This is a genomic window from Sporofaciens sp. JLR.KK001 (genome assembly GCF_036941055.1).
Classification (GTDB): domain Bacteria; phylum Bacillota; class Clostridia; order Lachnospirales; family Lachnospiraceae; genus Sporofaciens.
Genome location: NZ_JAYMNO010000001.1, coordinates 4,082,390 through 4,108,701 on the forward strand (window position 1 = coordinate 4,082,390; position 26,312 = coordinate 4,108,701).

The window sequence follows — 26,312 nt, forward strand, 5'->3', positions numbered from 1 at the left end:
ATGACGAGAAAAGGAATCGACGTCAGTCATTGGCAGGGAACCATTGACTGGAATAAGGTCAAAAAGGCCGGTATCGAGTTTGCCATCATCAAGGCTGGCGGCTCCGATGCCGGTTTTTATACGGATAGCAAATGGGAAGCAAATTACAAAGGTGCGAAGGCTGCCGGTATCCCCATCGGCGCTTATTACTTTGTCGGAAAAGACTGCGTGACTGCTGCCGCCGGAAAAGCAGATGCCGAGCGCTTCCTGCATATCCTGAAGGGCAAGCAGCTGGAATATCCGGTCTATATGGATAACGAGGCACAGCCCGCTTCTGCCAAAGCCGGAATCACTGAGGCCACCATTGCTTTCTGTAAGACGATGGAGGATGCCGGATACTTCGTCGGGATCTATGGCTCCGCTGTTTCCGGCTTCAAAGAACGTATGGATGACACGAAGCTCACGCCCTACGCTCACTGGGTAGCGCAGTATGCCAGCAAATGCTCCTATAAGGGCGACTACGGCATCTGGCAGTATTCTTCCAAGGGCTCCGTTGACGGTATCAATGGAAACGTGGATATGGATTACGCCTTAGTGGATTATCCGACCATCATCAGGAGCGGCGGCTTCAACGGCTATACAAAGGCTGCGTATGATGACAACACGTCTACCACTCCTGCTCCGGTCACTCCGGCAAAGACCGTAGACGAGCTGGCGCAGGAAGTGCTGGACGGCAAATGGGGAAACGGAACCGACCGCAAAGAGCGCCTCACCGCTGCCGGGTATGATTATTCTGCCGTGCAGGCAAAGGTCAATGCTCTGGTGAAAAAGCAGGAATCTACTCATGTCTACTACACTGTGAAAAGCGGCGATACCCTCTCCGGAATTGCTAAAAAATACGGCACCACGGTTTCCGCAATCCAGAAGCTCAACCCGACGCTCATCAAAAACGTCAACCTCATTCTGACCGGCTGGAAGATCAGAGTGAAATAACTGAATACCCAATCTGTATGCCTGCGAGTGTTCTTCGGAATGCCCGCAGGCTTTTTTTTATTTTCCTCCGCTCAAAACGACGGTTCATCTCCAGTGGAAACTGGAGGTGGATATGTTATGACAGACGAAATCACAAATGTTCAATCTGGATATTTCACGCAGGAGCGAATTCAGGGCGATCTGGACTACCGCACAGCACAGACAATCGCAAAGAAGATGCTCGATGACGGCCTCATTTCTGTGGCTGAATTCAACAAATTAACCGCCATCAATCGGGAAACTTTCTCTCCCTTGTTCGCGGAAATAATGCCGAAAATCCCTTGATATGTAGTCGCTTTAGAGTGATGTATAGACGTACGGAAAGGAGGGACTTCCCTTGAAAAAAGTCACGAAAATCGCGGAAACAGCGAGTTCGAAAGTTAAACTCAAGAAGATCAGGGTAGCCGCCTACTGCCGCGTCTCTACGGATTCCGATGCCCAGCTTGAAAGCCTTGAGGCACAGAAAACCCACTACGAAAATTACATCACATCTCGTGATGACTGGGAGTTCGCTGGACTCTATTACGACGAAGGCATTACTGGTACCAAGAAGGACAAGCGTCCGGAGCTCTTACGGCTCATTGACGACTGCAAGGCCGGTAAAGTGGACTTTGTTATCACAAAATCCATCAGCCGCTTCAGCCGAAACACAACGGACTGTTTAGAGCTGGTAAGAAAACTGCTCGCCCTGCACATTCCGATTTATTTTGAGAAGGAAAATATCAACACCGGTTCAATGGAGAGCGAGCTTTTTCTGACGATCCTCTCCAGCATGGCCGAAGGCGAGTCTGTTTCCATATCGGAAAACAACAAGTGGTCAATCCAGAAACGCTTCGAGAACGGCACCTATAAAGTCAGCTACCCACCTTACGGTTACGATTGGGATGGCGAGCAGATGGTCATCAATCCGGAGCAGGCGGCTGTGGTTAAGGAAATCTTCGCATCGCTGCTCTCCGGCAAAGGCACCCACGCCATCGCGGACGACCTGAACCGGCGCGGCATTCCTACCAAGCGAAACGGACGCTGGGCGGCTACAACCATTCGCGGGATGCTTTCCAATGAAAAGTATGTCGGCGACTGCCTTTTTCAGAAAACGTACTCGGATTCACGCTTTGTCCGGCACAACAACCACGGCGAGCAGACGCAGTACATGGTCAAGAATCATCACGAGGCAATCATCAGCCGGGAGGACTTTGAAGCCGCTCACGCTTTTATTCACCAGCGGGCAACGGAAAAAGGTGTCGTCAAAGGAAGTGATAAATACCAGAATCGCTATACCTTCTCCGGGAAGATCATCTGCGGCGAGTGCGGCGACACCTTTAAGCGCCGGATACACAGTTGCACCAGATACAAGTACGCTGCGTGGTGCTGCAATACCCATATCAAGGATAAGGATAAATGCCACATGCTTTTTGTAAAAGACGATGATCTGAAACAGGCTTTCATCACCATGATGAACAAGCTGGTCTACGCGCACAGGATCATCCTAAAGCCATATGTGGACGCATTGAAAAACACATCGTCTGATGACTCGCTTCGGCGCATTCAGGAAATACAGACCCTGTTGGCGCAGAACACAGAAAAGCGCGAGACGCTAACAAAGCTCATGACACAGGGCATCATCGACCCGATCCTTTTCAACAAAGAAACGAACGAGCTGCTTTCGCAGGCGGACAGTTTCCGGGATGAGATTAACGCCTTAAAAAGCGCTGTTTCCGGAGATGTAACAAAGGTCACCGCAGCCACAGCGCTTCTGCACTTTGCAGAAAAAGGCGGAATGCTTCAGGAATTCGATGATGACCTGTTTAAAGAATATGTGAACCGCATCATTGTACGCTCCAGAAATGAAGTGTGCTTTGAATTGAAATGCGGTCTGACACTTCGGGAAAGGATGTGAATGCATGGGACATACACCATACGGCTACAGCATTGAAAACGGCTGCGCCACGATTAAAGAGGATGAAGCCAATAAAATACGAAAGCTCTATGAGAATTACATCTCCGGGATGGCACTGACCAAGGCTGCTGCCGCTGCTGGCATTGAAACCTACCACGGCACAGCAAAGCGCCTGATGGAAAACAGGCACTACCTCGGAGACGATTTTTACCCTGCCATCATCGATCAGGAAACCTTCGATAAAGCTGCTGCCATCCGACTTGAACGCGCCGGAAAACTTGGCAGGCTGAACAAGAAAAAGAACTCAACACCTGCAGCGTCTCCTACCGGCTTTCGCATGGCAGCAGCAGAGCAACATTATGAAGATCCGAGGCTGCAGGTAGAATACCTCTACAGCCTCATTGAAAGCGAGGTAAGCTAATGAGAAATGTAATGGTGATTCCGGCCAGACGGCAGGTCGGAAATACAGTAAAACAATCAGATCAGAAAAAGCTCCGTGTTGCAGCTTACTGCCGCGTCAGCACAGATTCCGAAGAACAGGAAACAAGCTACGAGGCTCAGGTCACGCACTACACCGAGTACATTCAAAAGAATCCGGAATGGGAGCTGGCGGGCATATTTGCAGACGACGGTATTTCCGGTACCAACACAAAGAAGCGTGACGAATTCAACCGAATGATCGACGAGTGCATGGCCGGTAACATCGACATGGTCATCACCAAGTCCATCAGCCGATTTGCCCGAAACACGCTCGACTGCCTCCAATACATCCGGCAGCTAAAGGACAAGAACATACCTGTCTATTTTGAGAAAGAAGCCATCAACACACTGGACGCTAAAGGCGAGGTGCTGATCACGATCATGGCGAGCCTTGCCCAGCAGGAAAGCCAGTCAATGAGCCAGAACATCAAGCTGGGACTTCAATACCGCTACCAGCAAGGCAAGGTGCAGGTCAACCACAATCGCTTCCTCGGATACACCAAGGATAACGATGGGCACCTGATCATTGATCCGGAGCAGGCAGAAATCGTAAAGCGCATTTACCGTGAATACCTCGAAGCTTCCAGCATGGATAAGATCGCCGACGGCCTTATGGCTGACGGTATCCTCACCGGCGCTGGCAAAACAAAATGGCACACCAGCACCATCAACAAGATTCTCCGAAATGAAAAGTACATGGGAGACGCCCTGCTTCAAAAGACTTACACCACAGACTTCCTGACGAAAAAGCGGATCAAGAACAACGGCACCGTTCCTCAATACTACGTCGAGGGCGACCATGAAGCGATCATTCCGAAGGAGCTCTTCATGCAGGTGCAGGCGGAGCTTGTCCGTCGCCGGGTAGTCCACGTCAGCCCGACAGGCAAGAAGCGCAGTTTCTCCTGCAATCACTGTTTTGCACAGATGGTTTTCTGCGGAGACTGCGGCGAGCTTTACCGGCGCGTTCACTGGAACAACCACGGCTGCAAGTCCATCGTCTGGCGCTGCATCAGTCGCTTGGAGCCCACCTCCGCTGAAAAGAACTGCACCAACAGGACGGTAAACGAGCTCCTGCTGCAAGAAATCACAATCAAGGCCATTAACCAGATTCTCACCGAGCGGGACTTTTTCCTTGAAACCTTACAGCAGAACATCGCCAAGGCCGTTGTAAATGCTGACACACTCTCACCGGACGGCATTCAGGCGAGGCTTGAGGAACTGCAAAAAGAGCTCATCAAAAAGGCAAACAACAAGCAGGACTATGACGCCATCGCCGATGAGATTTTCCGGCTCCGCGACCAGAAGGAACAATCCGAACTCGACAGCCACCACCGGGAAGAAGCTATGAACCGGATCAAGGAGCTGCAGGACTTTATCGCCAAGCAGAAAACAGACATCACAGAGTTCGACGAGGCTCTGGTAAAGAAGCTCATCGAGAAGATCACCGTCTTTGCCGACCACTTCACAGTGGAATTCAAGTCCGGCCTCACAATTGAAACTGAAGCATAAAAAGAGCAAGCATCACAGACTTATTATCTGAGATGCTTGTTTGCTTTACCTCCAACATGTTAAAGGTTTTATTTCAATTATTCGATCTGGAGAAATCTGAATACCGTTTTTCATCAGAAGGATATGTTCAAATGGCTCTCCAAAAGCGGTATCGTAAGCCATCGTTAAATACATCAATACTTTGTCCTTATCACTCTGATCATCGTCCCCGTCAAAAACAATATCGAAGCCGTTTACTTGAGCTACTATTTCATATGGGAAATGCGACTGCTCCCATTCCTCAGATAAATTTAATCTTAATAGGTTGTCAATATCCCATAGTATTTCCGGGCGGCAATGAACCTGACCCCCGTAAGGACTTCTTTCCCATACCGATAAAAAACCGCAAGTCGTAAAATCATAATAGAACTTTCTTCCAATCGACCAGCATAAATATTCCTGTGTACCTGTTCTGGGACAATTGCCAGCGTTATAAGAAATATCAAAGGCTTTCCCCTTATATGTCAATAATGCGTCCTCTATATTTATTATTATCCCGTGCCGGTCTAAAAAAACTCTCAGTTCTGATTCGTCACAAAGATATGCTTGCTGTAAATCTAAGATTCCATATTTCTTTATGGCTTCACACTCGTTTGCACTCGTCGTCACGTGAAAATACACAAAATTAAAATCAAGATATGTTCTCGGAAGATGTCCGAATCTTTTTATTACATCTTCCACTAAATCATCTGTATATCTGTATTCGCTTTCATGCCCTACAAATTTTTCCCAAGTTGAAATGTCGACTCCGCTTAGTCCTACTAATGTTTTACAGGCATTTGCAGAAGATCGTATATCATAAGTACTAAACAAATACAAAACCTCCTCTGACATCTATCTCGAACACTCAACACCCCTGACATCTAATCCACAGCTTCAACTATGTGACATCTAATCCGGCAACTCAACTCTCACACTTTTTGAGCCAAGCCGCCATAGATAAGTTACCGCAGAGCGATTACCGTCTCCACCCGCTCGAAACCATCGGGAGCCGAAAACCGCAGTATTACTGGGCTTTCGCGGCTATTTTCCTTCGACCCTTGACATCAATACTACCGTCTCAACGTGTGTATCATTGTCCAAACCTATTCTGAAATCTTTTTCAATAATCGGCAGCTTAAACCGAATTGATTTAAGCCACTGACCATTGGGTTTGCGTTCCTCATAAATCTGTATTTCTGCTATCAATGCTTCGATAAGCTGTCTACGCTCCACATCGTTCATGGCGAAATATAACTTGTCAAAACAAATCAATACCTTATAAATATTATCACCTGTGATTTTCTCTGCTTCAATGGATGTCTTTTTCGCTCTGGCATCAATCAACTGTGATTCCAATTCCTCTATCTTGTCATACATCCGATAAAGCCTGTCATCAAGGTCTGACTTTCTTCTGATATAATGTCTGTCGTCTGGGTCAAGATTATCAATTTCATCTATCAGCTTAGACTTGATGGAGTAATCTTGACGGAGCTGTTTTTCATAATTTGTTATTTCCTGCTCTATGGCAGTTGTATCAACTTTCATGTTGATTTTTTCCTGCATCATCGCCGCAAAATTAGGATTGCTGACTAACTTCACTATTACCTCGGCTATGGCATCGTCGAGAAGTTCTTCCCGTATCTGCTTTTTATAATCGCATTTGTGTCCCCGCTGCATACCACGATGTTTACACCCATAATAGAAAAAATCCTTATACTTAGTGCCATCCTTTCTATGTTTGATGCTCTTATTCCCATACATCCCTACACCGCACAATGGACACTTCACAATCCCAGAAAGCAGATGCGTCCGCTCATCTTTCCCCTTGTTGATGTGTTCGTACTTTTTCGCCTGTACAATTAACTTTGCCTGTGCAGCGTTCCAGACTTCCTCTGAAATGATAGCTTCATGCAGCCCGTCCACCAGAAGAAAATTATCCTGCTCTACAAGATGGTATTCATTTCGTGTTCCGTGGATTTTTTCTGTTTTTCTGCGTCCATAAGCAATTTTACCGCAGTAGACTGGATTTTTCAATATCGAGCGGACTAAATGGGAATCAAAAAGAGGGTTCTTCCCATTCTGACGCTGTATCTTTCGGATTCCGTGATTTTCCAAATACTTTGAAATTCCATTTGCACCAATGTCTGTATTCACATACTGGTCATAGATTGTTCGGATTGCAACCGCTTCTTCTTCGTTAATTTCCAATTTACCATTTACAAGCTGGTATCCATATGGGGCAAACCCGCCATTCCATTTTCCCTCTCTGGCTTTTTGGATTCTTCCCTCCATTGTCTGTACTCGGATATTCTCACGCTCAATTTCAGCTACCGCCGACAATACGGAAATCATCAGCTTGCCCGCATCTTTGGATGAATCAATTCCATCCTCCACGCAGATTAAATTTACTCCAAAATCCTGCATGACCTGCAACGTAGAAAGGACATCTGCTGCATTTCTTCCAAAACGTGAGAGCTTAAACACCAACACATACGAGATATTATCTTTTCCCGATTTTACATCTTCCATCATCTGTCTGAATTGCAGCCGCCCCTCAATCGACTTGCCCGACTTTCCTGCATCCTCATATTCGCCTACAATTTCGTAATCGTTGAAATCTGCATATGCTTTCATCCTTGCCCTTTGTGCATCCAATGAGTAACCGTCAATCTGCATGGTTGTGGAAACTCTCTTATAAGTGTAAACTTTTACTTTTTCTTTCTTCATAATAACAGCAACTCCTTTTCCAAACCAAAACCGTGGTATTCACTTCCTACGCCAAAAATTGTATCAGCGATTCCCTGAAACAACAAATGTGCGATTTAGGGGAATTTCTGAGTTACTGCCATATTCCCTGTTATGACTGCCATCGGGCATATCGTCTATGCCCAGCTCCGAAGCATATTTCGCTATCAGATTCGCCAACAGGTCAGCTAAACCATTCCATTCATCGCCAATGAGCATATCCCGATACACCTCCTTTATAACTCTGTTATAGCAAGACTAATGGCAAGAGCCTTATCAACCCTTGCCATCGCTTCAGCAGGCATCATGCCCATATACTGTTTTAACCTTTTCTTATCTACTGTGCGGATTTGCTCAAGCAAAACAATGGAATCCCTGTCAAGCCCCTCAAAATTCTTCGCCTCGGCATGTGTTGGTAACTTCGCTTTTGTCTTGCCCGTAATAGCGGCAATAATAACCGTCGGGCTGTGCCTATTGCCCGTATCATTGGAAATGATAAGTACGGGTCGTGTGCCGCCCTGTTCCGAGCCGATAACGGGATTCAGCTCTGCGTAGTAAATGTCACCACGCTTTATAATTCTGTCCATAATGTCTGACCTCCTATCTGAAATTTAGGCAGATATGTCCTGCCTATGTAACAGCCAGACACAAGGAAGTATTTAAGGTCAGGTGAGCATAAACAAGCTCTGTTTCCATAGACCGCCTTGCATCTGGCTTTATGATAAAAGGCATTTTCTATTTGTCCTCGACACCCCGAAAATGCAAAAGCGTTGTTCACGCAGGGAAGTCGCCAAACGGTCAGCAGCGAACTGACGCCACGGGAGTTTCACCCCAACTGTCGGTCTGACAGAGCCGCCCTCATTGCCTGCGACGGATTGAGTACCGTTCGGGCTGTGACTGGACGGGAGTACCATTGTTCTCTTTGTGGGTCATGGCGAAATCGGGAGCTGCCCGATATTTGGAGTCGGCATTTATCCGCTCACCACCTTTCATCGCTTTCTGCTTGTCGGCAGGTCATGGCGTACCGCTGCACACGCTTTGTCCATCTGATTCACAAAGAGGAAGTGTTTGACGAATGGGTATTCGGTTGTCAATGAACATTGGGAAACTCCATTGAAAAGCCCCTCACTTTTCCAAAGGAAAAAGTGAGAGGCTTGAGCGGAAGAAATTTTTATTTTTCCAGAAATTTTTTTAGCTTGGCTAATATTCTCCTTTTTCGGTCATTGATTGTCTTTTGTGGGATACCCGAAATTCCCGACCATTCCCTTTCCGACATTTCTTGAAAAAAGAGTGCATTTACCAACTTCTGTTCATCTTCGGATAATGTTGCAAGAGCAGAATGCAACTTGTCCAACATCATCCTATGGACAACGCTTTCCGCAACATTTACCGCTTCATCAGCGATGAAATCAATACTGTTGTCATCGTCGCTTTCAAAAGCTTCTAAGGATAACAGGCTGTTGTCTATGTCGAGCTTCTTTAGATAACGCCAACGCTCCTTATCACGATAAAACTCAACATAGTGCGTCTGTTCCGTTTCAATCAGACAGCCCTGCACTGGAATAAAGAGCTTGTCCGCATAAGTCCCATCCTTTTCTCTGCGTTTGCAAAATTCTTTATAGGACAGCTCTGTATAGCTGCCATTTTCTTTGATATATACCTTTCTTGGTGCGTATTTCACCGTAAGTACCTCCAATCTGAATTTTTTTGAAAATCCAGATTGGCAGGCGGTGAACGGCATCCAGTCCCAGAAACAGCCTTGCGGCGTATTTCCCTAAAAAACGACAAAATAAAAACCGCAAAGGATGTCAGACCTTTACGGTTTTGGTAATATTTATTTCTATTATGTAGAAATATGACTTCTACTTTAAGGGTATAAGTGTTCCACGAATTGACATGGATTTTTTTAACAAACTATCCACCAATCCTTTATGTAATATACAAAAATAAAAACCGCTTCGGATAAGCGATTGTCCTGCTATTCCAAAGCAACACATAAGAACTCCCTCCAAAATATAAAACAGGTTTGGAGGGAGTTCGTTATTCATTTGGGCATAGCAAAATCGCCCACCAAAATCACCGTTTTTTTTATTTGGTGGGCAATAAAGAATTGCTTAACAAACTTTCTTTTTCTTTGAATAAAACAAAGCAACTATTATTAGTAACACACTGATACTTAAAAGCCATATCTTCGTTATAAAATTTCCTGTTTCCATAGAAAACAAATATAAAATATTAGTGTCTGATATACTTCCAAGATAATTGAACAAAAAATATCCTATTGACACCAAATAACCTGCTATAACCGAATTGCTTAGCACTGCCACAAGAAAGCCAATACTTCCCAAAGCCGTTTCGCTTATTACAGTTCCTATAACATAACTCACATAAGGGAAAGTACAATTTTTCATTGTCATGATTTTTGCAAATACACTCGTCAATAAGACAAGCATTATCATAGCCATAACAACTCTTATGAATAAAATCATCCATTGTGGCATCCTTCTGGTAAGCACCACTTCCCGTATTGTCCGTTTCTGCTCTGCGGCATAGAGCGGTACAATTAACAATATTCCAATGAGTATTACCGATTGCTCCAAACATTCTGCTGAATGGACTTCATCCAAATTTTCAATTCCCCGTAGAACAGGAACAATCAACAAATACAATATCGCAAGTAATAAATTATTTTGTATGGATAGATGAAAATTTGTTTTTAATATTTCCCAGAAACCTTTGATAGATATTTGCCACATTGATTTTTCCTTTCCTTTTCTGTTGTAAAATCCATGCTGACAGAATAAGAATCAAAATACTAACGCCTGCCATCAGCAATCTATTTACGCAAATAGCATAAAAGCTATCCTGTATCAGCTCATATCCCCGCAATGTATTATGCCTTACCATCAAAGTGGTAATCTTCGTATCTCCAGACAATCCAGTCGCACCCTTGTCAATTATCCACCATAAAAATTGCAGTAGAACAGCTATTGGCGAATCTGTCAACAATGTAAAAAATGTACCTATCGAAGAAACTATCATTACAGTAGGCAGTAACCACCATAAGATGTACTTGATATAAGCAAACGGGTCAATAGAAATGCCTTGTTTACTTCCGAAAGACACAAGTGGTATCAAAGATTCAAAACTTAATAGTATAACTGGAATAAGAACCATTGTAATGCTTGCCAAATATCTTGTTAAAACCAACTTAAAGGAAGATACCCTGCGGGTATAAAACAACTCAGTTACACTATCTAATCGGTCTTTTAACCACATAAACACAATAATAAAAATTGGGTATAATCCTAAAGACAGTCCCATATAATCGCAGAACAATCGAGCAAAACTTCCCGTCACCTTATCTCCTTTAATTGTCTGGTCATACTCGGCACATGCTTCCTCATAGCTCATTTCTGATAAGCCAAAATAAGTAATCATCATTTCTGTTGAATATTGCGAGCCTTCTTCCCCAATCATTGTTTCCATTTCTCGCATCAATTCCTTAAAACGCTCATATGTCACCTGTGATATGAATTTTTTAGTTTTATCCGTTTCTTCACTGCCATTAGCCACCTTATCCTCACTGCCTGACATATACAGATTTCCATCCTCATTAAAATCTGCTGCATCGGTTGAAATAATCGTGCCAGTTACAGCAGGAAAATACCCCTGCGGCAAATCGTTTAGCTGTTCTTCTGTCAATCCTGTTATTTCACATAATATTTCAAGCACTCGTGCCTGTTCTTTATTGCTGAGCGAAACTGCTTTATAATTTCTGGCAGGTAAAGGATAAGTAGCATATATATTATTTTTATATTCCATTAATAAAGCTCTGGTCACGCCCGTCATAAGCTCTTCTGGATTATCCTCAGAAGTTTTCATGCCAAAATAGTCGTCATCCTCTGTTGGCTGTGTAAGCAAAGGTCTGTCAAACCCAACATTCGCAGGCGTCTTGCCATTTGCCCAGTCAATCTCTGTTTTCGTCACACCCCGAAACTTTCCCCACCAACTGAAAACCAATACAGCAATAAAAAGAAAATATACCAAACTGGTCGCTATTCTACGACATTCTCTTAAATATAATTTCATGAATTGATACCTCCCTCTATTTGATGCAGCAAATACATATAACCATCTTCTAACGTAGGCGATTGCAACTCCGCTTTTTCTTCTGGCAGAGTATCTGATAATACTCTGTACTGTACGCCTGCACGAGAGTTACTCATATTCAGACAAATATATTTTTCTTTTATACGATTGTCTATCTTTTTTGGTGTTTTGATAATATAAACCTTTCCATCTGCCTGCTGTATCAATTTTTCCGTATTTCCATGAAATATTAACCTGCCATTATTCAACACCGCAACTCCGTTGCATGTAGATTCAATATCAGAGGCAATATGTGTCGATAAGAGTACAATCCTATCATCTGCAAAATCACTTAATAAATTTCGGAAACGTATGCGTTCTTCGGGGTCAAGTCCCGCTGTCGGTTCATCAACAATAAGAATTTGCGGATTATGAAGAAGTGCCTGTGCTATTCCTAATCGTCGCTTCATCCCACCCGAAAGAGCCTTAACTTTCGTTTTTACATTATCTTCCAGATTCACTTTTTCAAGAAGATGGTCAATCCTTTCTTTCCGTATTCTGTCAGGAATATTCGATAACAAACCAAGATAATCCATTGCCCCAAAAACTGTCATACTTCTATACATAGAAAAATCCTGCGGAAGATACCCCACCATTTCTCTGATTTTCATTGTTTCTTTTATTGAAACACCATTCATCCAGACATCTCCGCTTGTCGGAACGGAAAGAGTTGCCAATATCCGCATTAAACTCGTTTTCCCCGCACCATTTCTTCCAAGCAATCCATACATTCCCGACGGTATAGTCAGAGAAAGATTTTTAATGGCTTCTTTTTTTCCATATTTTTTAGAAAGATTATCAATAACAATTTCCATATAAATGAAAAACCTCCTTACGTTTTATTGTAAGGAGATTCTAATATCCAAAAGACAAATTTTCGCCAACATTATTCAGAAATATCAAAAACAGCCGTTACATAGGCTCCAGACATTTTATTATTACCAATTTTAAGAAATCCGCCATGTTTTTCGCAAAGCACTCTGCTTACGCCAAGTCCTATACCAAAATGTTCCTTTCCTTTTTCTTTCCCATAAAACATATTTGTAGCCTGCCTTAAATCTTCTTCAGAAAATCCTTTTCCATCATCTTTTATAGACATGAAAAATAGATTTTCTTTTGTGGAAACTTCTACAATTATTTGCTCATTCATATACCGCATAGCATTTTGAAATAAATTTTCCAGTACTCGAAAAAGTACACTTTTATCTATACTGACCGAAGTAAAAGAAATATCTGTCAAAAAATCTATTTTTTTATCCCCTGCCAACTGATGAATATTGCTTTCCATTTCTTTTAATAATGAAACCATATCCTGCTGTTCCCGTTTTATTTCGATGCTCTCAATTTTTTCCACATCACGGACACACTCTACATAACGCTCCAAACGTAATACTGCACCCTGCATGGAAGATATGGTATCCATGAGCATTTCTTCTGTCAGTTTATCTTGTGGAACATTTTTTTCAAGAAAGTCAATATACCCCCTTAAAACCGTAATCGGAGTACGCAAATCATGAGCAACTGATGCATTCAATAATTTTCTCTGCCTAAGTGTTTCCCATAAAGCCTTATTATTATAGCAGAGTTCCTTACGCATTTTTTCCATAGAGTTGCATAATTCTCCTAATTCATCATCACCACAATACTCAATACAAAAATCAAGGTCGTTATCCTGTATCCTTTTCATTCCATTTTGTAGCTGTAAAATTGGAACTTTAAGTTTCATCCGATAATAGATTGCTGCGGCACTCCCAATACCAACAATAATATAAATGACAGGCAAACCAATCATCGCAAAATAACACATAAAATATGCAATGTTTTCTCCTGTACTTAATCCATGCCATTCAACAACACTTCCATCCATATCCACCGTATACTTGTCTGCATTTTTATCTATTTTGTAGTCGGGTGATTTAATCATCAAATATCTATTTCTCAAAATTTCCTGCTGTGACCGATTTGCCAAAAAAACTGTAATTCCAGAAAGCATACCTATAATACAAATCGTAATGATAAATGTTATAGCCATAGACCGCTTTATTGATACATTTTTTATTTTATCCATTTGTACCCCACTCCCCATACGGTTTCTATATAGTTTTTATCCGTATAATCTGCCAGTTTATTTCGTATTCTACGAATATGTTCCTTAACTACAATACTGTCACCCTCGCCATCATAGCCCCAAAGTCTTTCATAAATAGTTTCCCTGTCAAAAACCATTCCTGCATTTTGCGAAAGAAGCCTGATAATCTCAAACTCTTTATTTGAAAAGTCTAATTCCTGTCTGCCTAAAAATACCTGTCTGCTATTATAATCAATGATAAGTTCCTCGTCGAATTTCAAATTATCAGCGTTATTTTTTCGTTCTTCACGACGTAGGTGTGCCAAAATCCTTGCTAAAAGCTCATCCACACGGAAAGGCTTTGTAATATAATCATCACCGCCAACTGACAGCCCTTTTATTACATCCTGCTCTGTTACCCTTGCCGTTAGAAATATAATAGGACACGATATATGTTTCCGAACAAATTGACACAATTCCAACCCATCCATTTCTGGCATGTTTATATCCAATAGTATAATATCTGGTGCAACTGACATAAGCTCTAATGCTTTTTTTGCATTATTAGCTGTATATACAAGAAAATTTTCTGCTTCTAAACATTTTTTCAGCATCGTAAGAATCATTTCCTCATCATCTATAATCAGTACCTTATATTTCATATGCAATGCTCCTTTCTGAATGCAGTCTGTTTTATTATAAAACCCAAAAGACAAATTTTCGACAATTCAAAACTTATTTTTCTACTCTAAATTATACTCATTTAGCCACTCCTTATCAATTGTGCGAATGCGAATCTGTATTTCCATATATAGGAAATTGTATTTCTTGTATGTAGAAAATCTATTTCGTTTAATGAGAACTTTGATTTCCGTAAAATATATTATGAAATTTTATGAATACGAGGTGGTAAACTTATGAATGAAAAAGCAGAAACATTTGACTTTATGCCTTTAGGGGAAGCCATTAAGAATGCTCGTGAGAAGAACGGTTTAACAAGAGAACAATTAGCTGAACAACTCGGCATTACTCCAAGGCATCTCCAATTTGTTGAAAATGAGGGGCAGCATCCAGGATTCCAATTATTTGTTGAACTTATTACAATGTTTGATATTTCGGCTGACCAATACATATTTTCTGACAAACAAGCTGAAAAATCTTCTCGCCGCAGGCAGATAGACAAAATGCTAGATACGTTTGATGAGAAAGCGTTGACTATCATTGAAGCAACAGCTATGGGCATATGTAAAGCGAAAGAGCCAGAGGAATAACCCTCTGGTATGCCCTTTCGCCTTTTTTCTAATAGGCAACCACGCCGTAACCATAGATTGAGCTGCTCCCGACAGGATAGCTCTGCTGCTTGCAGGCATCCCCAGAGTTGCCCTCCACGGTGTAGACCGTTCCATTCTCGCATTTCTCCACGATTCCCACATGGTCGATTGAGCCGTCATGCCCCCAATCAAAGAAGATAAGGTCGCCTGTCTGCGGCTCATAGTTTTTATCCTGCCATTGCCCCTTGCCCTTGAACCAGTTTACGCCGTCCGAGCAGAGGGAGAATTTCGGGATGATGCCGCTCTCCAGATAGCCGCACTGGTCGGCACACCACGACACGAAGCAGGCACACCATTCCACACGCCCGTTAAATCCGTACCAACTCCAATAGGGCTGACCGCCCTCGTTGCCGAGCTGTGTCAAGGCAACTTCCACTATGGCTTGGTTGCCGCCGCTTGTGAACGCCCGCCCGTATGGGTAATAGCGTAGCACATGGGCGGGGTACTGCGTGTCGCCGTACTTCTCCCAACCCAGACGGTTCGCCTGCATCGCCGAAAATTCCACCGCATTTGCATAGGAATAGCCGCCGTAGTTAGTCTTTGCCCATGAGATATAGCCGTTGCCGAAGTTATAGCCCTGCAAGGCGAGCTTGATACGCTCCATATCAATCGGGCTTTCCACCTCGGCTGACGTGAGGGCGGCTTTCAATTCCTGCACGCCGCACTCGATGGAATACTCTGGGTCTTTGATGCCGTTCGGCTCATGGGGGTATTTCTTATTGAAGCTCCCCTCCGCCGCCTGCATCGGGTCGCTGCCTTTTCCCCCAGATTCCTGCATCATCACCGCCTTGATAAGCTCCACATATTCGGGGATGCCGTACTGCTTCGCATATTTCTGTATCAGTGGCGTGTAGGCTTCTACCTCCGCACTCACGGGGGTATAGGAAGTGCTGTCGCTACCGCCGCCAAACAAGAAAACGGCACATCCAAGCAGAACGACAATGAGGATTATCACAACGGCAACCCACCCGCCTGCGATGAGTGCGGAAATCAGAGCCTTTGTGCCTGCGATAATCGCCTTGACCGCCGCAACGGTGGCTCTGACCGTGGCTTTCGTTGCTTCGGCTGTCGCCTTTGCGGTGGCTTTCGCCGTCTGTGCCGCCTTTTGGGTGGCTTTGGCAGATGCCTTTGCCGCTTTCTGTGCGGTCTTTGCGGTCTGCTCTGTGGTCTTAATCGCTGTCTTGGATGTCGCCTTTGCGGTTTTCACGCCTTTTTCCGCAGCCTTGACCGTCCCCTTTGCCGTGGATTTTACTGTTTTCTCTGCATTTCTGGCAGTGGTCTTGATTGTCTTTTTGCCCTGCTGCCTTGTCTTTATCAACTGGCTTGCCCCTGTCTGCGGGGCTTCATTCTTAGCAGAAACATCGGGGACAGAAGAACGGCTCGCAGTTCCGTGACGGATCTGCGAGCCTGCCTGTTCTGCATACTCTCTTGCTCTTTTCTGCTCGGCGGCTTTTACCGCACGTTTGGTCTTAAATTCGGCGATTTTATCTTTAGCCCTGCCGATATTCTCTTTTGTTGTCTGGACATTCTTCTGTCCCTGCTTATTGAATTGGTGGATTCCCTCGTCCCTGATACACCCCGAAGTATGGGAAAACTTATCGGCGGCATATTCCGTAGGCGAATTTTCCTCTGCATAATATCCCTGCTCCGCCTTGTCCTTTGTCTTGGCATAAGCGGATTTCATGCGTTCGCCTGCGATGGCGGCTTTGTCCAACGTCTTAATCGTGCCTTTGACCGCATCTCTGGTCTTTATATCAGCCATAAAAATCGACCTCCTTTCCCAGAGGATTTTGCGGTCTTGCTAATCTACCTTTTTCGCCACGACTACAAGCCTGCCGTTCTGTGCGGAATATTCGCAGGTGGAAAGAGTAATGAGCCTGTCGCCGTATTCAGCGGTCACGCCCGTATCATACAAGGCAAGTTCCTTACACTTTGCGACATAAGCGGCAAACTCCTTTTCATTTTCCGCATGGACAAAATCATAATAGCGGTAGCCCTGTGGGCTGTACGCCACGGTCTTAAACACGGCGATGATTTCATACTCCGCCTGCTCCGTGAGGGTATCAAACTGGATGGTCTTGTGCTTCTCATAAAAGCTCTTGGACTTGTAATCTTCCAACGCCCCGAATATCCTGCCGCCCTTGATGTGGTGTCCGTAGATAACCAGATTGTCGCTTTCCAAAATATTGCAGTCTTCTTGGATATAAGGCACTCCCAAATCGCTGTACTGTTTTTCAAAATTGTGCTTCAGATAGAAATTCGGGCTGTTCTTGCTCTGCATGACGGGATAATTGACAGTTGTGCCGTCAATAGCAATCCAACCCGCCATATCCTCATTCTGCAAATACAGCTCCTTATACTTTGCCAGAATATCCTCGCCCTCGCTGACTGGCTCATCCTTATCTTTGGGCGGTTCTTCCTCTGGCTCGGCGTTCTCCACAACCTCCGCAATCTCCGCAAAAGCTTCGGTCTGCTCGTCTATCTGCTGATAATGGCTGTAAATCTTAAAGCCGCAAAAAACCGCCGCTCCCAAAAAGGCAACAGCGGCGGCAGTACAGATAATCGTTTTATAGTTTTTCAAATTCATAGACTTTTCTTTTCCTTTCTCTAATCCCTGCCCTGCTTTCTGGGCATAGAGATATGCCCGCAGGGTGTTTCCTTAATATCATTTCTACCGTGTATGCTCCGTCTGCTTTTTAGGGGCGGGTAAATCCCTGCAATATTCGGGATACCTTACCTTGATGCCCTCCATGAAATACGGGGCAAACTCGCAGCAGAACAATTCCTCTGGCGTAGAATATTTCTCACGCCCGTCCTCCGCATATCCGTTCCAGAGGTTAAAGGCAAGGTGGCAGACCTTGACCGTGCCGCTCGTCTGCCATCCTGCATGCATCCCCTCTGGCTCGATGCAGTCCGTCTTAAAGTCGAACATGGAATTGATATTCTTCCTTGTTTCCTCCGCAATCCCCATCACATAAAAAAATGCCCTGTGGTAACAGTCGTTGACCTTGCATTTCATCATGTTTTCCAGAAAGAAATCACGGTGGGCAGCGTTGCGGAACCTTATCTCTGACATAAAAATCCTCCTTTCTCCTGTTCCAATACAGTACAATCCGTTTCTTTTTGCAGACGTGGCAGAATCATATCCCCGACATAGGATTCATTGATTTCAGAAGCGATAAAATCACGCCCGTTCTTGATACATTGGACTATCTCACTCCCCGAACCCGCAAAGGGAATCACTACCAAATCGCCAGCCCTGCTGCTTGCAAGCAGCATCCGTTCCGCCAGTTTCTCTGGCTTCTGCGTGGGATGCCCTGTCGCTTCTTTATAGTTGGGCATAATCCTCGGAAACTCCCACACGTTCCCGCAGGATTTCCCCTTTGGATTTTTCCTCTTATCTTTTTCGCCGCCCGCATCATAAGGGATGCGGATAGCATCAATATTGATTTCATGCAGGGGGTTACTGTAAAACCACAAAAACTCCGCTTCATTCCGATAAGCCGCTTTCGCAGGTCGCCCCGTTCGGTAATTCCAGACAATCAGATTCCGCTTTATCCAGTCAAACTTATCCAAAACGTGGACGGAGAGCTTATCTATCATCTGGCAGCTCCCCCAACAGTAAAACGCACCCGTGGGCTTTAAAACCCTGTAACATTCCCCTGCCCATAACAAACACCATTCCAGATATTCCGATACTGTCTGGAACACAAAGTCAAACCCTCCTTTCATGCGGTAGTACGGCGGGTCGGCAATCACCAAATCCACGCTCCTGTCTGGCAGCCCCCGCAGCACTTCCACACAATCGGCACAATAAATACGGTTCCTCTCCAAAAACGCCCTCCTTTTAGACCTCGCCAAATTTGGTCGTCATCAGCTTATACAGCTCCGTGTTGCGTGGGAACTTATTGACGAACGGCACAAGGGAGCTGCCTACTTTTAAAAGCCCCTGCCCCGCACCGACATTCGTGATATAGCTCATCTGAAGGTCGGAGATGTTAAGGAGCTTCGCAAGCTCGATACGGTCTGTCGATGCCTGATTCAGCATGATAATAAATTCGCTGTTGGCAAGCATCGTCCTCGCCGTATGGCTCTGCAACAGGTCGTCCACGTTCTGCGTGATTCCAGTACAGTACGCCCCGTACTTACGCACACGTTTCCAGAGTGTAAAAAGGAAGTTCGCAGAATACTCATGCTGAAACAGCAGGTAAATCTCGTCAATGAAGATAAACGTATTCCTGCCTTTTGCCCTGTTCATCGTGATGCGGTTCAAGATGCTGTCAAGCACCACAAGCATACCGATAGGCTGTAACTGCTTGCCCAAATCCAGAATGTCATAACAGATAAGGCGGCTGTGGGTGTCCACATTCGTATGCTTGGCAAAAGTATTGAGAGAACCGTCCGTAAAAAGCTCAATCGCAAGGGCGATTTCCTGTGCTTCTGGCTCGTCCTGCTTCAACAGCTCCTCACGGAAGTCCTGCAAGGTCGGCGGCGTCCCCATATAGTTCCCCTGCTGATAGTAGCGGTACACGCCCGCCGTGCAGCGGTCAATGATGGACTTCTGCTTTGCCCCCAGACTTGCACCGCCGATAAGCTGCTCGCACAAAGACAAAATAAACTCTGATTTCAAAATGACGGGATTGGCACCGTCGCCGTAATCAGAGTTCATATCCATAGCGTTTATATGGTTTTCGCTTGTAGCGGAAATGTGAATGACTTCCCCCTGCATCGCTTTCACAAGTGGGGAATACTCACGTTCGGGGTCTATAATAATCACGTCTGCGTTAGGGTCGGTGAGAATAATATTCGTCATTTCCTCCTTTGCCGTGAATGACTTGCCTGCACCAGACACGCCGAGAATAAAGGAATTTCCGTTCAAGAGATGGCGGCGGTTGGCGATAATCATATTTTTACTGATTACGTTCTGCCCATAGTACACACCGTCTTTGTGGTAGATTTCCTGCACACGAAACGGAATAAATACCGCAAGGCTCTCCGTGGTGAGGGTACGCAGGGCATCAATCTTCCTCACGCCGAACGGCAGGGCGGTATTCAGACCGTCCATCTGCTGAAATTTAAGCACGGCAAACTGGCAGAGATGCTTTCTTGCTGTCGTGAGTAATGCTTCGGTGTCATTGTCGAGCTGCTCTTTGGTGTCTGCCGTATGCACCATCGTAAGCACCGCAAACATCATCCTCTGGTCACGGGTCGTCAAATCATCAAGAAATTCCTTGCTCTCTTTCCTCTGCTGCTCCAAGTCATAGGGGATAACAGCGGAAAAATTGTTGTTCTGGTTCTGTTTCCGCTGCCAGTTCGTGATGTTGGTTTCCACGCCCAAAAGACGGTTCTCCACCTCCCTCACGGCTTCGTCCGTAGGGACAGGCACAACATCAACCGAGAGCATCATGTTACGGTTTAACTCGCAAAGCTCCGCCACCATGCTGTCCTTGATATAGGCGGCATACTCACGCAGGAAAATCACACGCCCGTAACGGTTTCCGATGCGGAAATAATCTTTTTCAAATTCAAAAGAGTCTGGACAAATATAGTCCTTGAAGTCGTGACCTTTCCGCATGGTCTGTGCCAGACATAAGGAAAACGCTGTTTCCTCTCCTGTGCGGTAAAAATCATGGAAAATACGGAGCTTATCATTCGCATCCAGTTCCGTACACTTCGAGCCAAGACGGTTGAAATGCCCGATAAGGTCAGCCCCGACACGGGCAAAATAATTCCTCGCTTCTTCGATGTTCTTCTTGCAGACGGAGATGGTCACATACTTGTCCTGCACGATGGAATTAGCCCCTGTCGCCTTGTCGAGCAGCATCTTGTTGTACTCCTTACGGTATTTATCCAGATTGTCCTCCGCCATCGGGATAAGGATGGTCTGCTCAAAATCCGCTTTATTCAAGCGGCGGTTATTGATGGTGATTTTCGTGGTCGCCCCGCTGTCAAGGGCATTTAAAAGCTCCGAGTATTCGAGGAACATCGCTTCTTTGTCCTCACGGCTCGCCACGGCATAATTGATGTCCTCAAACTTAAAGGTCTTTGCATATTTGTTCCTGCCGACAAGGAAAATGCCGTCCTCCCACATGGTCTTTAACGGGATGACCGCCTGCACCGATTTCGGCACGGCGAATTTCTCCCTGTCCTGCTTGAACAGGTTCCTGAGCGTCTTAATCATAGTCTGCCTCCTTACGCTTTCTTGATTTTTCATTCTTCTTTCTTGCTTTTACAGCCTGCTTTCTCCGCTTTCTTGCTTCCTTCCGCCTTTTCGCCCTGCGTTTTTTCTTCCTACGCTTTTTCTGTACAGCAGGCGTTTCCTTTTCATGGGCTTCAATGCTCTGTTTCAATGCTTCATAATAGAGGTTGTCTGGGAGAAACAGCACCCTTTTTGGCATTAGAAACTCTGATTTTATCCATGCCCACACGAACTGCTCTGCGGTCATGCCGTTGTACCGTACAAATCCCATCACCGCAAAGGGCGAAGCACCCAACACGCACATCCAGCTCACGGTTTCCGTCCCGAACCTGCCACGGAGCAGGAAAAACAGACCTACCGCCACGCCGCAGGCAAGGACAGAAAAAAGGAACTGCCGCATGGACAGCCCGAAGAACATACTCTCCGTATAGTTACGGATTTCCTTATTTATCTTTACTTCCAATCATTCACACCTCCTATCGTTCCATTTCCTGTTTATGGCGGGGCGGGGTCTGCTTCTGCCGTTCCCTCTGGGGGAGTACGAACGGCTCCCCGTCATTTTCACTTATGCGTGTGGGATAGCCTAACACCTTTAAGGCTTTCTGCAAATCTGCCACGCAATCTTTCTCTGGCTTACAGACACCGATTGCCAGATACATCTGCAAATCCCCATACCATGATTCCTTTTCAAAATTATCTGCCCGAAAGAACACATCCTCCTTGATTTGCTCTATCGGCGTTTCAAATATCCTGCGGTATTCCGCTTCAAAATCATACAAAACAGCACCTCCTATCGCTCCATTCCAGATTTTCTCTTGGGCGGCTTCTTCTGGGACGGATAGGGGATAAATTCTTCCTCCCCCACGATGATGCTGAACTCTGACCGAAGTATCGGGTGTGTTTCCTGTTTCTGATACTGGCGGATAAGGTCAACCGCACTTTCCCTTGTGGCTGTGCTTGCCTGCTGTACTCCGTCCTTAAAAATATAAACACGTTTCATCCGTTCCTCCTTTACAGTCCCATCATTTCCCTAACAACACGGTCTGCCATCTTCACCGCCCCAACAAGGACAAGCATATTGAATACCAGTTCCCCGATATAGCTCCATACCATCGTGACCGCAGCCGCATCGGGGTTGACGACGGGCGGGGATGCCGCAAACACCGAAAAGATGATGCAGGCAAGCACGATAATCGCACCCTCAAGGCACACCGCACAATAGCTCTTGATAAAGCTCCTGCCCACATTCTGGCTCGGCTCTCCCGCAAAAGAGGAAAGAGGGACGGGAGCGATTGCAGTATAAAGATACAGCTTGAAAAACCTGCCGTACACCGACATTATCATAATGAACGACAGCACCGTGATGAACAGCCCGCCGATGAGCGTCACCGCCCATAGGGGGATGCTCTCGAAAAAGCCGCAGTCCTCCACGGCTGTCACAATCTCTGTCGGCAGCACCGTCTTTTGTGCCGCCCCGAAGCCTGCGGCTTTCATTATGGTTGAAATCACGCCCTGCACTATCTGGAATAAAGCCATCATCAGTTCCAGTCCGTAAGTCACCGCCCCTTTGGCAAGGGCGAAGCGGATAAAGAGCTTTACTGCGTGTTCGGGCTTCTTTACGCTTGCGAAGTCGCCGCAGGTACGCATCACGCCCACAACAAAGAACAGCACGAGCAGAGCAAGCCCGATTGCCTGTAATGCACCGTGGATGTCAACAATGACTTTCCATATCGCACCGCCTTTGAAATTCTCTGGGGATTGGGTAATGAGCTGCCATATCTCGGCTAACTTCTCATTCCAAGTATTGAGGGCGTTCTCCAAGTTCTGAACTACCCAGTTATCTGACACATAAACCACCTCCTGTCTTTTCTGGGCAACTTTTTATCTGAACGTCAGATACAACCTCATTGCCCCAAACGTCCCATCCGTCTGTCCCATTACGGGCAAACAGTTCTAACCTCGGCAAGTCCCCCATAAGCTCAACGATTTTTTCCCTTGCTTCATCGGGCTTCTGGCTATGCCCCCGCAAAGGACTGGTAATGAACTGATGCACACGGGCGGATTTCCTGTGCGGTTTTCCTTTTGTGGCAAGCAGGCAGATTTCCGCATTGCCCCTTGTCCAGAACCCCAGACCGAAAAACCATCCTTTTCCGCTTTTATTCTGTTTCAGCCAGACAAAAGCAACCGTTTTGTATTGGAATCCCCACGCCTTGATTACCTGCAATGCTTCCTGTATTTGTGGGAAAGTTGCCCATAAGAACAGCACGCAGTCATCCGCAGCCACTCCTGCAACATCTAATTTGCAGATTTCATCAACACTCATTGTGCTGTAATGGTGTTCCGCAGCCCCAGAAAGATTTTTCTGGTTATAACGCCACGGTGGGTCAGCGTAAATGATGCCATATTTCTTTACATTCTCGATAATTTAGCTACCTCCATTCTTAAAATTGGATAACGGGGAAGTTCCGCAGGGCGGATCAGCCCCGTTATCACGTCTTATATCAGCCTGTTATTTCTATCTGCTGTCTTTTCCCATGCATTAGCCTGTGATGAGTGTCAGAATCTCCTTTGCAAAGGTAATCACAACGCCGCCCGCAAGGGTCAGGAATCCGTTCGCCCTCTGGGACGGGTCGTGGGATTTCAGCGACAAGCCCACCTGCACGATACCGAAGCCGAGCATAATCATGCCGACCGCCTTAATCAGTCCGAAGATGAAGTTTGAGAGATTGTTCACCACGGCAATCGGGTCATTGGCGGCAAAGGCGGTCGTCGTGCCGAAAACCATGCAGCATACCAAAGCGGCATACACGGCAAACGCCTTTTTTGTCTTTCTGCCCATCGGCAGCTTCTGGGTTGCTTTGTTCTGGCTGTTCTCGTTTTTCTTAAAAAGTTTCATAGGGTAAATCCTCCTTATAAATTGAATATTTCTTCCAAGTCCTCATCGGACAGAAGCTCATAGGAAGTGCTGACGGCTTCTGGCGTAACAGCGTTCTTAGGAATATCGCCGTCAAACACAAAGGTTGCGACAGCCTGCGTAGGTTCGCCGTGGATATAAGGCGGTTTCCCTCCGTCCGCTGTCAGTTTCACGTTCGGGTGTTTCAAAATATCATACTTAAAATCCATCACGGGGCGTTCCCCTCGCACAAAAAGAAGTGCGTAGCGGTTATCGAGCATACGCACTTCGTCTGGGGTTAAAAGCTCACGCCCCGAAATCTGGTAGTTGGTGGAATAGTTGCCGCTCCGTCCAGAGCTTTTCCCGTAGGTGTTCGTGTCTATCGTGGATTTGCCGAGCAACTCGCTCACAAACTTATGGGTACTCTGCTCGTTGCCGCCCAGATAAAGGAACTCGTCAGCGTTGCCGACAATGCTTTCCCACTGTTTCTCAAACAGGGCTTTCAACTGTGCCAAGTTCTGTAAAATGATGCTGACCGACACGCCACGGGAACGCATGACACTCAAAATCTTATCGAAATCATCGGGCAGCGAAACATTGGCAAATTCATCCATGATAAACTGGCAGTGGACAGGCAGGCTCCCGCCGTACTTATGGTCGGCAAGGTAAAATAGCTGTTGGAATAGCTGCGTGTATAATAATGACACTAAAAAATTAAAGCTCGTGTCGTTGTCTGGTATCAGAGCGAACAATGCCACTTTCTTCTCACCTAAAGACGGCAAATCAAGCTCGTCCGTGGCAGTCAAAGAAGCAAGGCTTTCCAGATTGAACTTCTCAAGCCGTGCGGCAAGGGTTATCTGGATGCTCTTTAAGGTCTTGGCACTTCCGCTGTGATAGTCACGGTAGTATTTCAGAGCGATATGCTCTGGGTTTACCATCTCCAAACGGTCAAACAGTTCGTCAAGCGGGCTTACATAGCTGTCGTCATCCTCCCTTACCTCTCCTGCACGAAGTAGCTCCATCACCATCGGGAAATTCTGCTCCTCTGGCGGGGCTTCGTATTTCAGATAGAACACGAGGGATAAGAGCAGCATACTCGCCGCCGTGTCCCAGAACGGGTCTTGCGACTGTGAGCCTTTCGGCGTGGTCGCCTTAAATAAATTCGTTACTAACCTCTGCACGTCATTATCATTCCTTAAATATACAAACGGGTTGTAACAATGGCTTCGGTGCATATTGATTAAATCAAGGACACGCACCTCATAGCCTTTCTTCTCAAGCAGTCCGCCCGTGTCACGGACAATCTCGCCTTTCGGGTCTAAGATTACCATTGACGTGTTGCACTGCATGACATTGGGTTTGCAAAAAAATCTGGTCTTTCCTGCACCAGAGCCGCCCACCACAAGGATATTCAAATTCCTGCGGTGCTTCTTCCCGTCAAGCCCGATGCGGACATTCTGGGTCAGCAGCTTGTTCTCTGATGCGTCCTTATCTCGGTACTTCTTATTGAGCGTACCTGCGTTGCCCCATTTCGCAGAGCCGTGTTCCTCCCCCTTGCGGTAGTTCCTGCGTGTGGAAAAGTAGACACCAATTCCCATGCCGTAGGCAAGCAGAAAAATGAGGACAACTCTGGGAGTGTCCCCGCATACCGTTATCTGAAACGGATTCTCGATTGCCACGGACAGGTTACTGATTATCTCCACGATGCCGCCGCTGACATAAGGTGCTGTCAGCAGGGCAAGCCACACGACAGGAACAATGCCGCATAAAGAGAGGATTACGCCTGCCTTGTAATCGTCACCGTTCTTCATGGCACTTGCATGGGGCGACCTTTACTTTCTTGGTCGGGGCGTATGCCACCCTGCTTATCAGCTCGTCAACAGGTTCGGTGGGGCGTTCCTCCTGTATCTGCTGTGTCCGCAGGGTATTGAGGGCGTTTAGGACAATATTTTTATCATATTTATCCAATGCCAGATGGTATCTTTCTTCTTTCATGGGCTGCACCT

At 45.7% G+C, this 26,312-nt stretch carries 29 protein-coding genes; 6 read left to right on the plus strand and 23 right to left on the minus strand.

Going from position 1 to position 26,312, the window contains the following annotated elements; all coding sequences use genetic code 11:
* The 5 genes from VSQ62_RS20730 to VSQ62_RS20750 all read left to right on the plus strand — a co-directional run bounded on the left by VSQ62_RS20730 (position 1) and on the right by VSQ62_RS20750 (position 4,897).
* Entirely contained in the window at positions 1-972 is a 972-nt protein-coding gene (locus tag VSQ62_RS20730; protein WP_334636650.1) for a GH25 family lysozyme, read from the plus strand.
* 117 nt (positions 973-1,089) lie between these two features.
* Positions 1,090-1,296: an SHOCT domain-containing protein gene (locus VSQ62_RS20735; RefSeq protein ID WP_334636651.1), complete on the plus strand. Its 207-nt coding sequence runs from the start codon at positions 1,090-1,092 to the stop codon at positions 1,294-1,296.
* A 52-nt stretch (positions 1,297-1,348) separates the two neighbouring features.
* On the plus strand, positions 1,349-2,908 hold the full coding sequence (locus tag VSQ62_RS20740; RefSeq protein WP_334636652.1) for a recombinase family protein: 1,560 nt from the start codon (positions 1,349-1,351) through the stop codon (positions 2,906-2,908).
* Between the two features lie 4 nt (positions 2,909-2,912).
* Positions 2,913-3,329 carry an integrase gene (locus tag VSQ62_RS20745; RefSeq protein ID WP_334636653.1) on the plus strand — a complete coding sequence of 139 codons (417 nt, stop codon included), beginning with the start codon at positions 2,913-2,915 and terminating at the stop codon, positions 3,327-3,329.
* The gene (locus VSQ62_RS20750; protein WP_334636654.1) at positions 3,329-4,897 is read left to right on the plus strand and encodes a recombinase family protein; all 1,569 of its coding nucleotides are present in this window, start codon (positions 3,329-3,331) and stop codon (positions 4,895-4,897) included. Before VSQ62_RS20745 ends, VSQ62_RS20750 begins: the two co-directional genes overlap by 1 nt.
* 45 nt (positions 4,898-4,942) lie before the next feature.
* On the opposite strand, the gene VSQ62_RS20755 is transcribed toward VSQ62_RS20750, so the two are convergent.
* The 10 genes from VSQ62_RS20755 to VSQ62_RS20800 form a co-directional block, all read right to left on the minus strand.
* Positions 4,943-5,749, minus strand: coding sequence for a hypothetical protein (locus tag VSQ62_RS20755; protein WP_334636655.1), 807 nt, complete (start codon positions 5,747-5,749; stop codon positions 4,943-4,945).
* A 210-nt stretch (positions 5,750-5,959) separates the two neighbouring features.
* Entirely contained in the window at positions 5,960-7,645 is a 1,686-nt protein-coding gene (locus tag VSQ62_RS20760) for a recombinase family protein (protein ID WP_334636656.1), read from the minus strand.
* Positions 7,646-7,708: 63 nt separating this feature from the next.
* Positions 7,709-7,882, minus strand: coding sequence for a hypothetical protein (locus VSQ62_RS20765; RefSeq protein WP_334637793.1), 174 nt, complete (start codon positions 7,880-7,882; stop codon positions 7,709-7,711).
* 17 nt (positions 7,883-7,899) lie between these two features.
* Positions 7,900-8,250 (minus strand): type II toxin-antitoxin system PemK/MazF family toxin, encoded by a 351-nt coding sequence (locus VSQ62_RS20770; protein WP_334636658.1) that lies wholly within the window; start codon positions 8,248-8,250, stop codon positions 7,900-7,902.
* A gap of 584 nt (positions 8,251-8,834) precedes the next feature.
* Positions 8,835-9,344 carry an RNA polymerase sigma factor gene (locus VSQ62_RS20775; RefSeq protein ID WP_334636659.1) on the minus strand — a complete coding sequence of 170 codons (510 nt, stop codon included), beginning with the start codon at positions 9,342-9,344 and terminating at the stop codon, positions 8,835-8,837.
* Positions 9,345-9,777: 433 nt separating this feature from the next.
* Complete coding sequence (locus tag VSQ62_RS20780) at positions 9,778-10,419, minus strand: hypothetical protein (RefSeq protein WP_334636660.1); 642 nt, start codon at positions 10,417-10,419, stop codon at positions 9,778-9,780.
* Positions 10,349-11,755 (minus strand): ABC transporter permease, encoded by a 1,407-nt coding sequence (locus VSQ62_RS20785; RefSeq protein ID WP_334636662.1) that lies wholly within the window; start codon positions 11,753-11,755, stop codon positions 10,349-10,351. The genes VSQ62_RS20780 and VSQ62_RS20785 overlap by 71 nt, the downstream gene beginning before the upstream one ends.
* Entirely contained in the window at positions 11,752-12,630 is an 879-nt protein-coding gene (locus tag VSQ62_RS20790) for an ABC transporter ATP-binding protein (RefSeq protein WP_334636663.1), read from the minus strand. The genes VSQ62_RS20785 and VSQ62_RS20790 overlap by 4 nt, the downstream gene beginning before the upstream one ends.
* Positions 12,631-12,701: 71 nt before the next feature.
* Positions 12,702-13,883: a HAMP domain-containing sensor histidine kinase gene (locus VSQ62_RS20795; protein WP_334636664.1), complete on the minus strand. Its 1,182-nt coding sequence runs from the start codon at positions 13,881-13,883 to the stop codon at positions 12,702-12,704.
* Positions 13,871-14,545, minus strand: coding sequence for a response regulator transcription factor (locus VSQ62_RS20800; RefSeq protein WP_334636665.1), 675 nt, complete (start codon positions 14,543-14,545; stop codon positions 13,871-13,873). Before VSQ62_RS20800 ends, VSQ62_RS20795 begins: the two co-directional genes overlap by 13 nt.
* A 255-nt stretch (positions 14,546-14,800) precedes the next feature.
* Between VSQ62_RS20800 and VSQ62_RS20805 the strand changes: the two genes are divergently transcribed.
* Complete coding sequence (locus tag VSQ62_RS20805; protein WP_334636666.1) at positions 14,801-15,154, plus strand: helix-turn-helix domain-containing protein; 354 nt, start codon at positions 14,801-14,803, stop codon at positions 15,152-15,154.
* A gap of 28 nt (positions 15,155-15,182) precedes the next feature.
* On the opposite strand, the gene VSQ62_RS20810 is transcribed toward VSQ62_RS20805, so the two are convergent.
* The 13 genes from VSQ62_RS20810 to VSQ62_RS20870 all read right to left on the minus strand — a co-directional run bounded on the left by VSQ62_RS20810 (position 15,183) and on the right by VSQ62_RS20870 (position 26,301).
* Entirely contained in the window at positions 15,183-16,976 is a 1,794-nt protein-coding gene (locus tag VSQ62_RS20810; protein WP_334636668.1) for a lysozyme family protein, read from the minus strand.
* Positions 16,977-17,015: 39 nt separating this feature from the next.
* Positions 17,016-17,801 carry a class B sortase gene (locus tag VSQ62_RS20815; RefSeq protein ID WP_502957775.1) on the minus strand — a complete coding sequence of 262 codons (786 nt, stop codon included), beginning with the start codon at positions 17,799-17,801 and terminating at the stop codon, positions 17,016-17,018.
* 84 nt (positions 17,802-17,885) lie between these two features.
* The gene (locus VSQ62_RS20820; RefSeq protein WP_334636669.1) at positions 17,886-18,290 is read right to left on the minus strand and encodes a DUF6075 family protein; all 405 of its coding nucleotides are present in this window, start codon (positions 18,288-18,290) and stop codon (positions 17,886-17,888) included.
* A complete protein-coding gene (locus VSQ62_RS20825) occupies positions 18,278-19,048 on the minus strand; it encodes a DNA-methyltransferase (protein WP_334636670.1) in 771 nt (256 codons plus the stop codon). The genes VSQ62_RS20820 and VSQ62_RS20825 overlap by 13 nt, the downstream gene beginning before the upstream one ends.
* A 13-nt stretch (positions 19,049-19,061) precedes the next feature.
* The gene (locus VSQ62_RS20830; RefSeq protein WP_334636671.1) at positions 19,062-21,395 is read right to left on the minus strand and encodes a VirB4-like conjugal transfer ATPase, CD1110 family; all 2,334 of its coding nucleotides are present in this window, start codon (positions 21,393-21,395) and stop codon (positions 19,062-19,064) included.
* The gene (locus VSQ62_RS20835) at positions 21,388-21,876 is read right to left on the minus strand and encodes a PrgI family protein (protein ID WP_334636672.1); all 489 of its coding nucleotides are present in this window, start codon (positions 21,874-21,876) and stop codon (positions 21,388-21,390) included. The genes VSQ62_RS20830 and VSQ62_RS20835 overlap by 8 nt, the downstream gene beginning before the upstream one ends.
* A 13-nt stretch (positions 21,877-21,889) precedes the next feature.
* Entirely contained in the window at positions 21,890-22,192 is a 303-nt protein-coding gene (locus tag VSQ62_RS20840; protein ID WP_334636673.1) for a hypothetical protein, read from the minus strand.
* A gap of 11 nt (positions 22,193-22,203) precedes the next feature.
* Positions 22,204-22,413: a hypothetical protein gene (locus VSQ62_RS20845; RefSeq protein WP_161907754.1), complete on the minus strand. Its 210-nt coding sequence runs from the start codon at positions 22,411-22,413 to the stop codon at positions 22,204-22,206.
* An 11-nt stretch (positions 22,414-22,424) separates the two neighbouring features.
* Positions 22,425-23,261, minus strand: coding sequence for a VirB6/TrbL-like conjugal transfer protein, CD1112 family (locus VSQ62_RS20850; RefSeq protein WP_334636674.1), 837 nt, complete (start codon positions 23,259-23,261; stop codon positions 22,425-22,427).
* Positions 23,251-23,835 (minus strand): MT-A70 family methyltransferase, encoded by a 585-nt coding sequence (locus tag VSQ62_RS20855; RefSeq protein WP_334637736.1) that lies wholly within the window; start codon positions 23,833-23,835, stop codon positions 23,251-23,253. The genes VSQ62_RS20850 and VSQ62_RS20855 overlap by 11 nt, the downstream gene beginning before the upstream one ends.
* A 117-nt stretch (positions 23,836-23,952) precedes the next feature.
* Positions 23,953-24,309: a glutamyl-tRNA amidotransferase gene (locus VSQ62_RS20860; protein WP_334636675.1), complete on the minus strand. Its 357-nt coding sequence runs from the start codon at positions 24,307-24,309 to the stop codon at positions 23,953-23,955.
* A 14-nt stretch (positions 24,310-24,323) separates the two neighbouring features.
* Positions 24,324-26,117: a VirD4-like conjugal transfer protein, CD1115 family gene (locus VSQ62_RS20865; RefSeq protein WP_334636676.1), complete on the minus strand. Its 1,794-nt coding sequence runs from the start codon at positions 26,115-26,117 to the stop codon at positions 24,324-24,326.
* Positions 26,104-26,301, minus strand: a complete 198-nt coding sequence (locus VSQ62_RS20870) for a hypothetical protein (protein WP_016217817.1) — start codon at positions 26,299-26,301, stop codon at positions 26,104-26,106. The genes VSQ62_RS20865 and VSQ62_RS20870 overlap by 14 nt, the downstream gene beginning before the upstream one ends.
* Positions 26,302-26,312 lie beyond the last annotated feature (11 nt).

Coding starts and splice junctions, on each gene's coding strand:
- VSQ62_RS20815 (WP_502957775.1), bottom strand. CDS start 17,801: ATGAATTTGAAAAACTATAAAACGATTATCTGTACTGCCGCCGCTGTT.
- VSQ62_RS20795 (WP_334636664.1), bottom strand. CDS start 13,883: ATGGATAAAATAAAAAATGTATCAATAAAGCGGTCTATGGCTATAACA.
- VSQ62_RS20765 (WP_334637793.1), bottom strand. CDS start 7,882: ATGCTCATTGGCGATGAATGGAATGGTTTAGCTGACCTGTTGGCGAAT.
- VSQ62_RS20805 (WP_334636666.1), top strand. CDS start 14,801: ATGAATGAAAAAGCAGAAACATTTGACTTTATGCCTTTAGGGGAAGCC.
- VSQ62_RS20865 (WP_334636676.1), bottom strand. CDS start 26,117: ATGAAGAACGGTGACGATTACAAGGCAGGCGTAATCCTCTCTTTATGC.
- VSQ62_RS20730 (WP_334636650.1), top strand. CDS start 1: ATGACGAGAAAAGGAATCGACGTCAGTCATTGGCAGGGAACCATTGAC.
- VSQ62_RS20745 (WP_334636653.1), top strand. CDS start 2,913: ATGGGACATACACCATACGGCTACAGCATTGAAAACGGCTGCGCCACG.
- VSQ62_RS20785 (WP_334636662.1), bottom strand. CDS start 11,755: ATGAAATTATATTTAAGAGAATGTCGTAGAATAGCGACCAGTTTGGTA.
- VSQ62_RS20790 (WP_334636663.1), bottom strand. CDS start 12,630: ATGGAAATTGTTATTGATAATCTTTCTAAAAAATATGGAAAAAAAGAA.
- VSQ62_RS20770 (WP_334636658.1), bottom strand. CDS start 8,250: ATGGACAGAATTATAAAGCGTGGTGACATTTACTACGCAGAGCTGAAT.
- VSQ62_RS20870 (WP_016217817.1), bottom strand. CDS start 26,301: ATGAAAGAAGAAAGATACCATCTGGCATTGGATAAATATGATAAAAAT.
- VSQ62_RS20830 (WP_334636671.1), bottom strand. CDS start 21,395: ATGATTAAGACGCTCAGGAACCTGTTCAAGCAGGACAGGGAGAAATTC.
- VSQ62_RS20845 (WP_161907754.1), bottom strand. CDS start 22,413: ATGAAACGTGTTTATATTTTTAAGGACGGAGTACAGCAGGCAAGCACA.
- VSQ62_RS20810 (WP_334636668.1), bottom strand. CDS start 16,976: ATGGCTGATATAAAGACCAGAGATGCGGTCAAAGGCACGATTAAGACG.
- VSQ62_RS20780 (WP_334636660.1), bottom strand. CDS start 10,419: ATGTGGCAAATATCTATCAAAGGTTTCTGGGAAATATTAAAAACAAAT.
- VSQ62_RS20735 (WP_334636651.1), top strand. CDS start 1,090: ATGACAGACGAAATCACAAATGTTCAATCTGGATATTTCACGCAGGAG.
- VSQ62_RS20760 (WP_334636656.1), bottom strand. CDS start 7,645: ATGAAGAAAGAAAAAGTAAAAGTTTACACTTATAAGAGAGTTTCCACA.
- VSQ62_RS20750 (WP_334636654.1), top strand. CDS start 3,329: ATGAGAAATGTAATGGTGATTCCGGCCAGACGGCAGGTCGGAAATACA.
- VSQ62_RS20820 (WP_334636669.1), bottom strand. CDS start 18,290: ATGTCAGAGATAAGGTTCCGCAACGCTGCCCACCGTGATTTCTTTCTG.
- VSQ62_RS20860 (WP_334636675.1), bottom strand. CDS start 24,309: ATGAAACTTTTTAAGAAAAACGAGAACAGCCAGAACAAAGCAACCCAG.
- VSQ62_RS20800 (WP_334636665.1), bottom strand. CDS start 14,545: ATGAAATATAAGGTACTGATTATAGATGATGAGGAAATGATTCTTACG.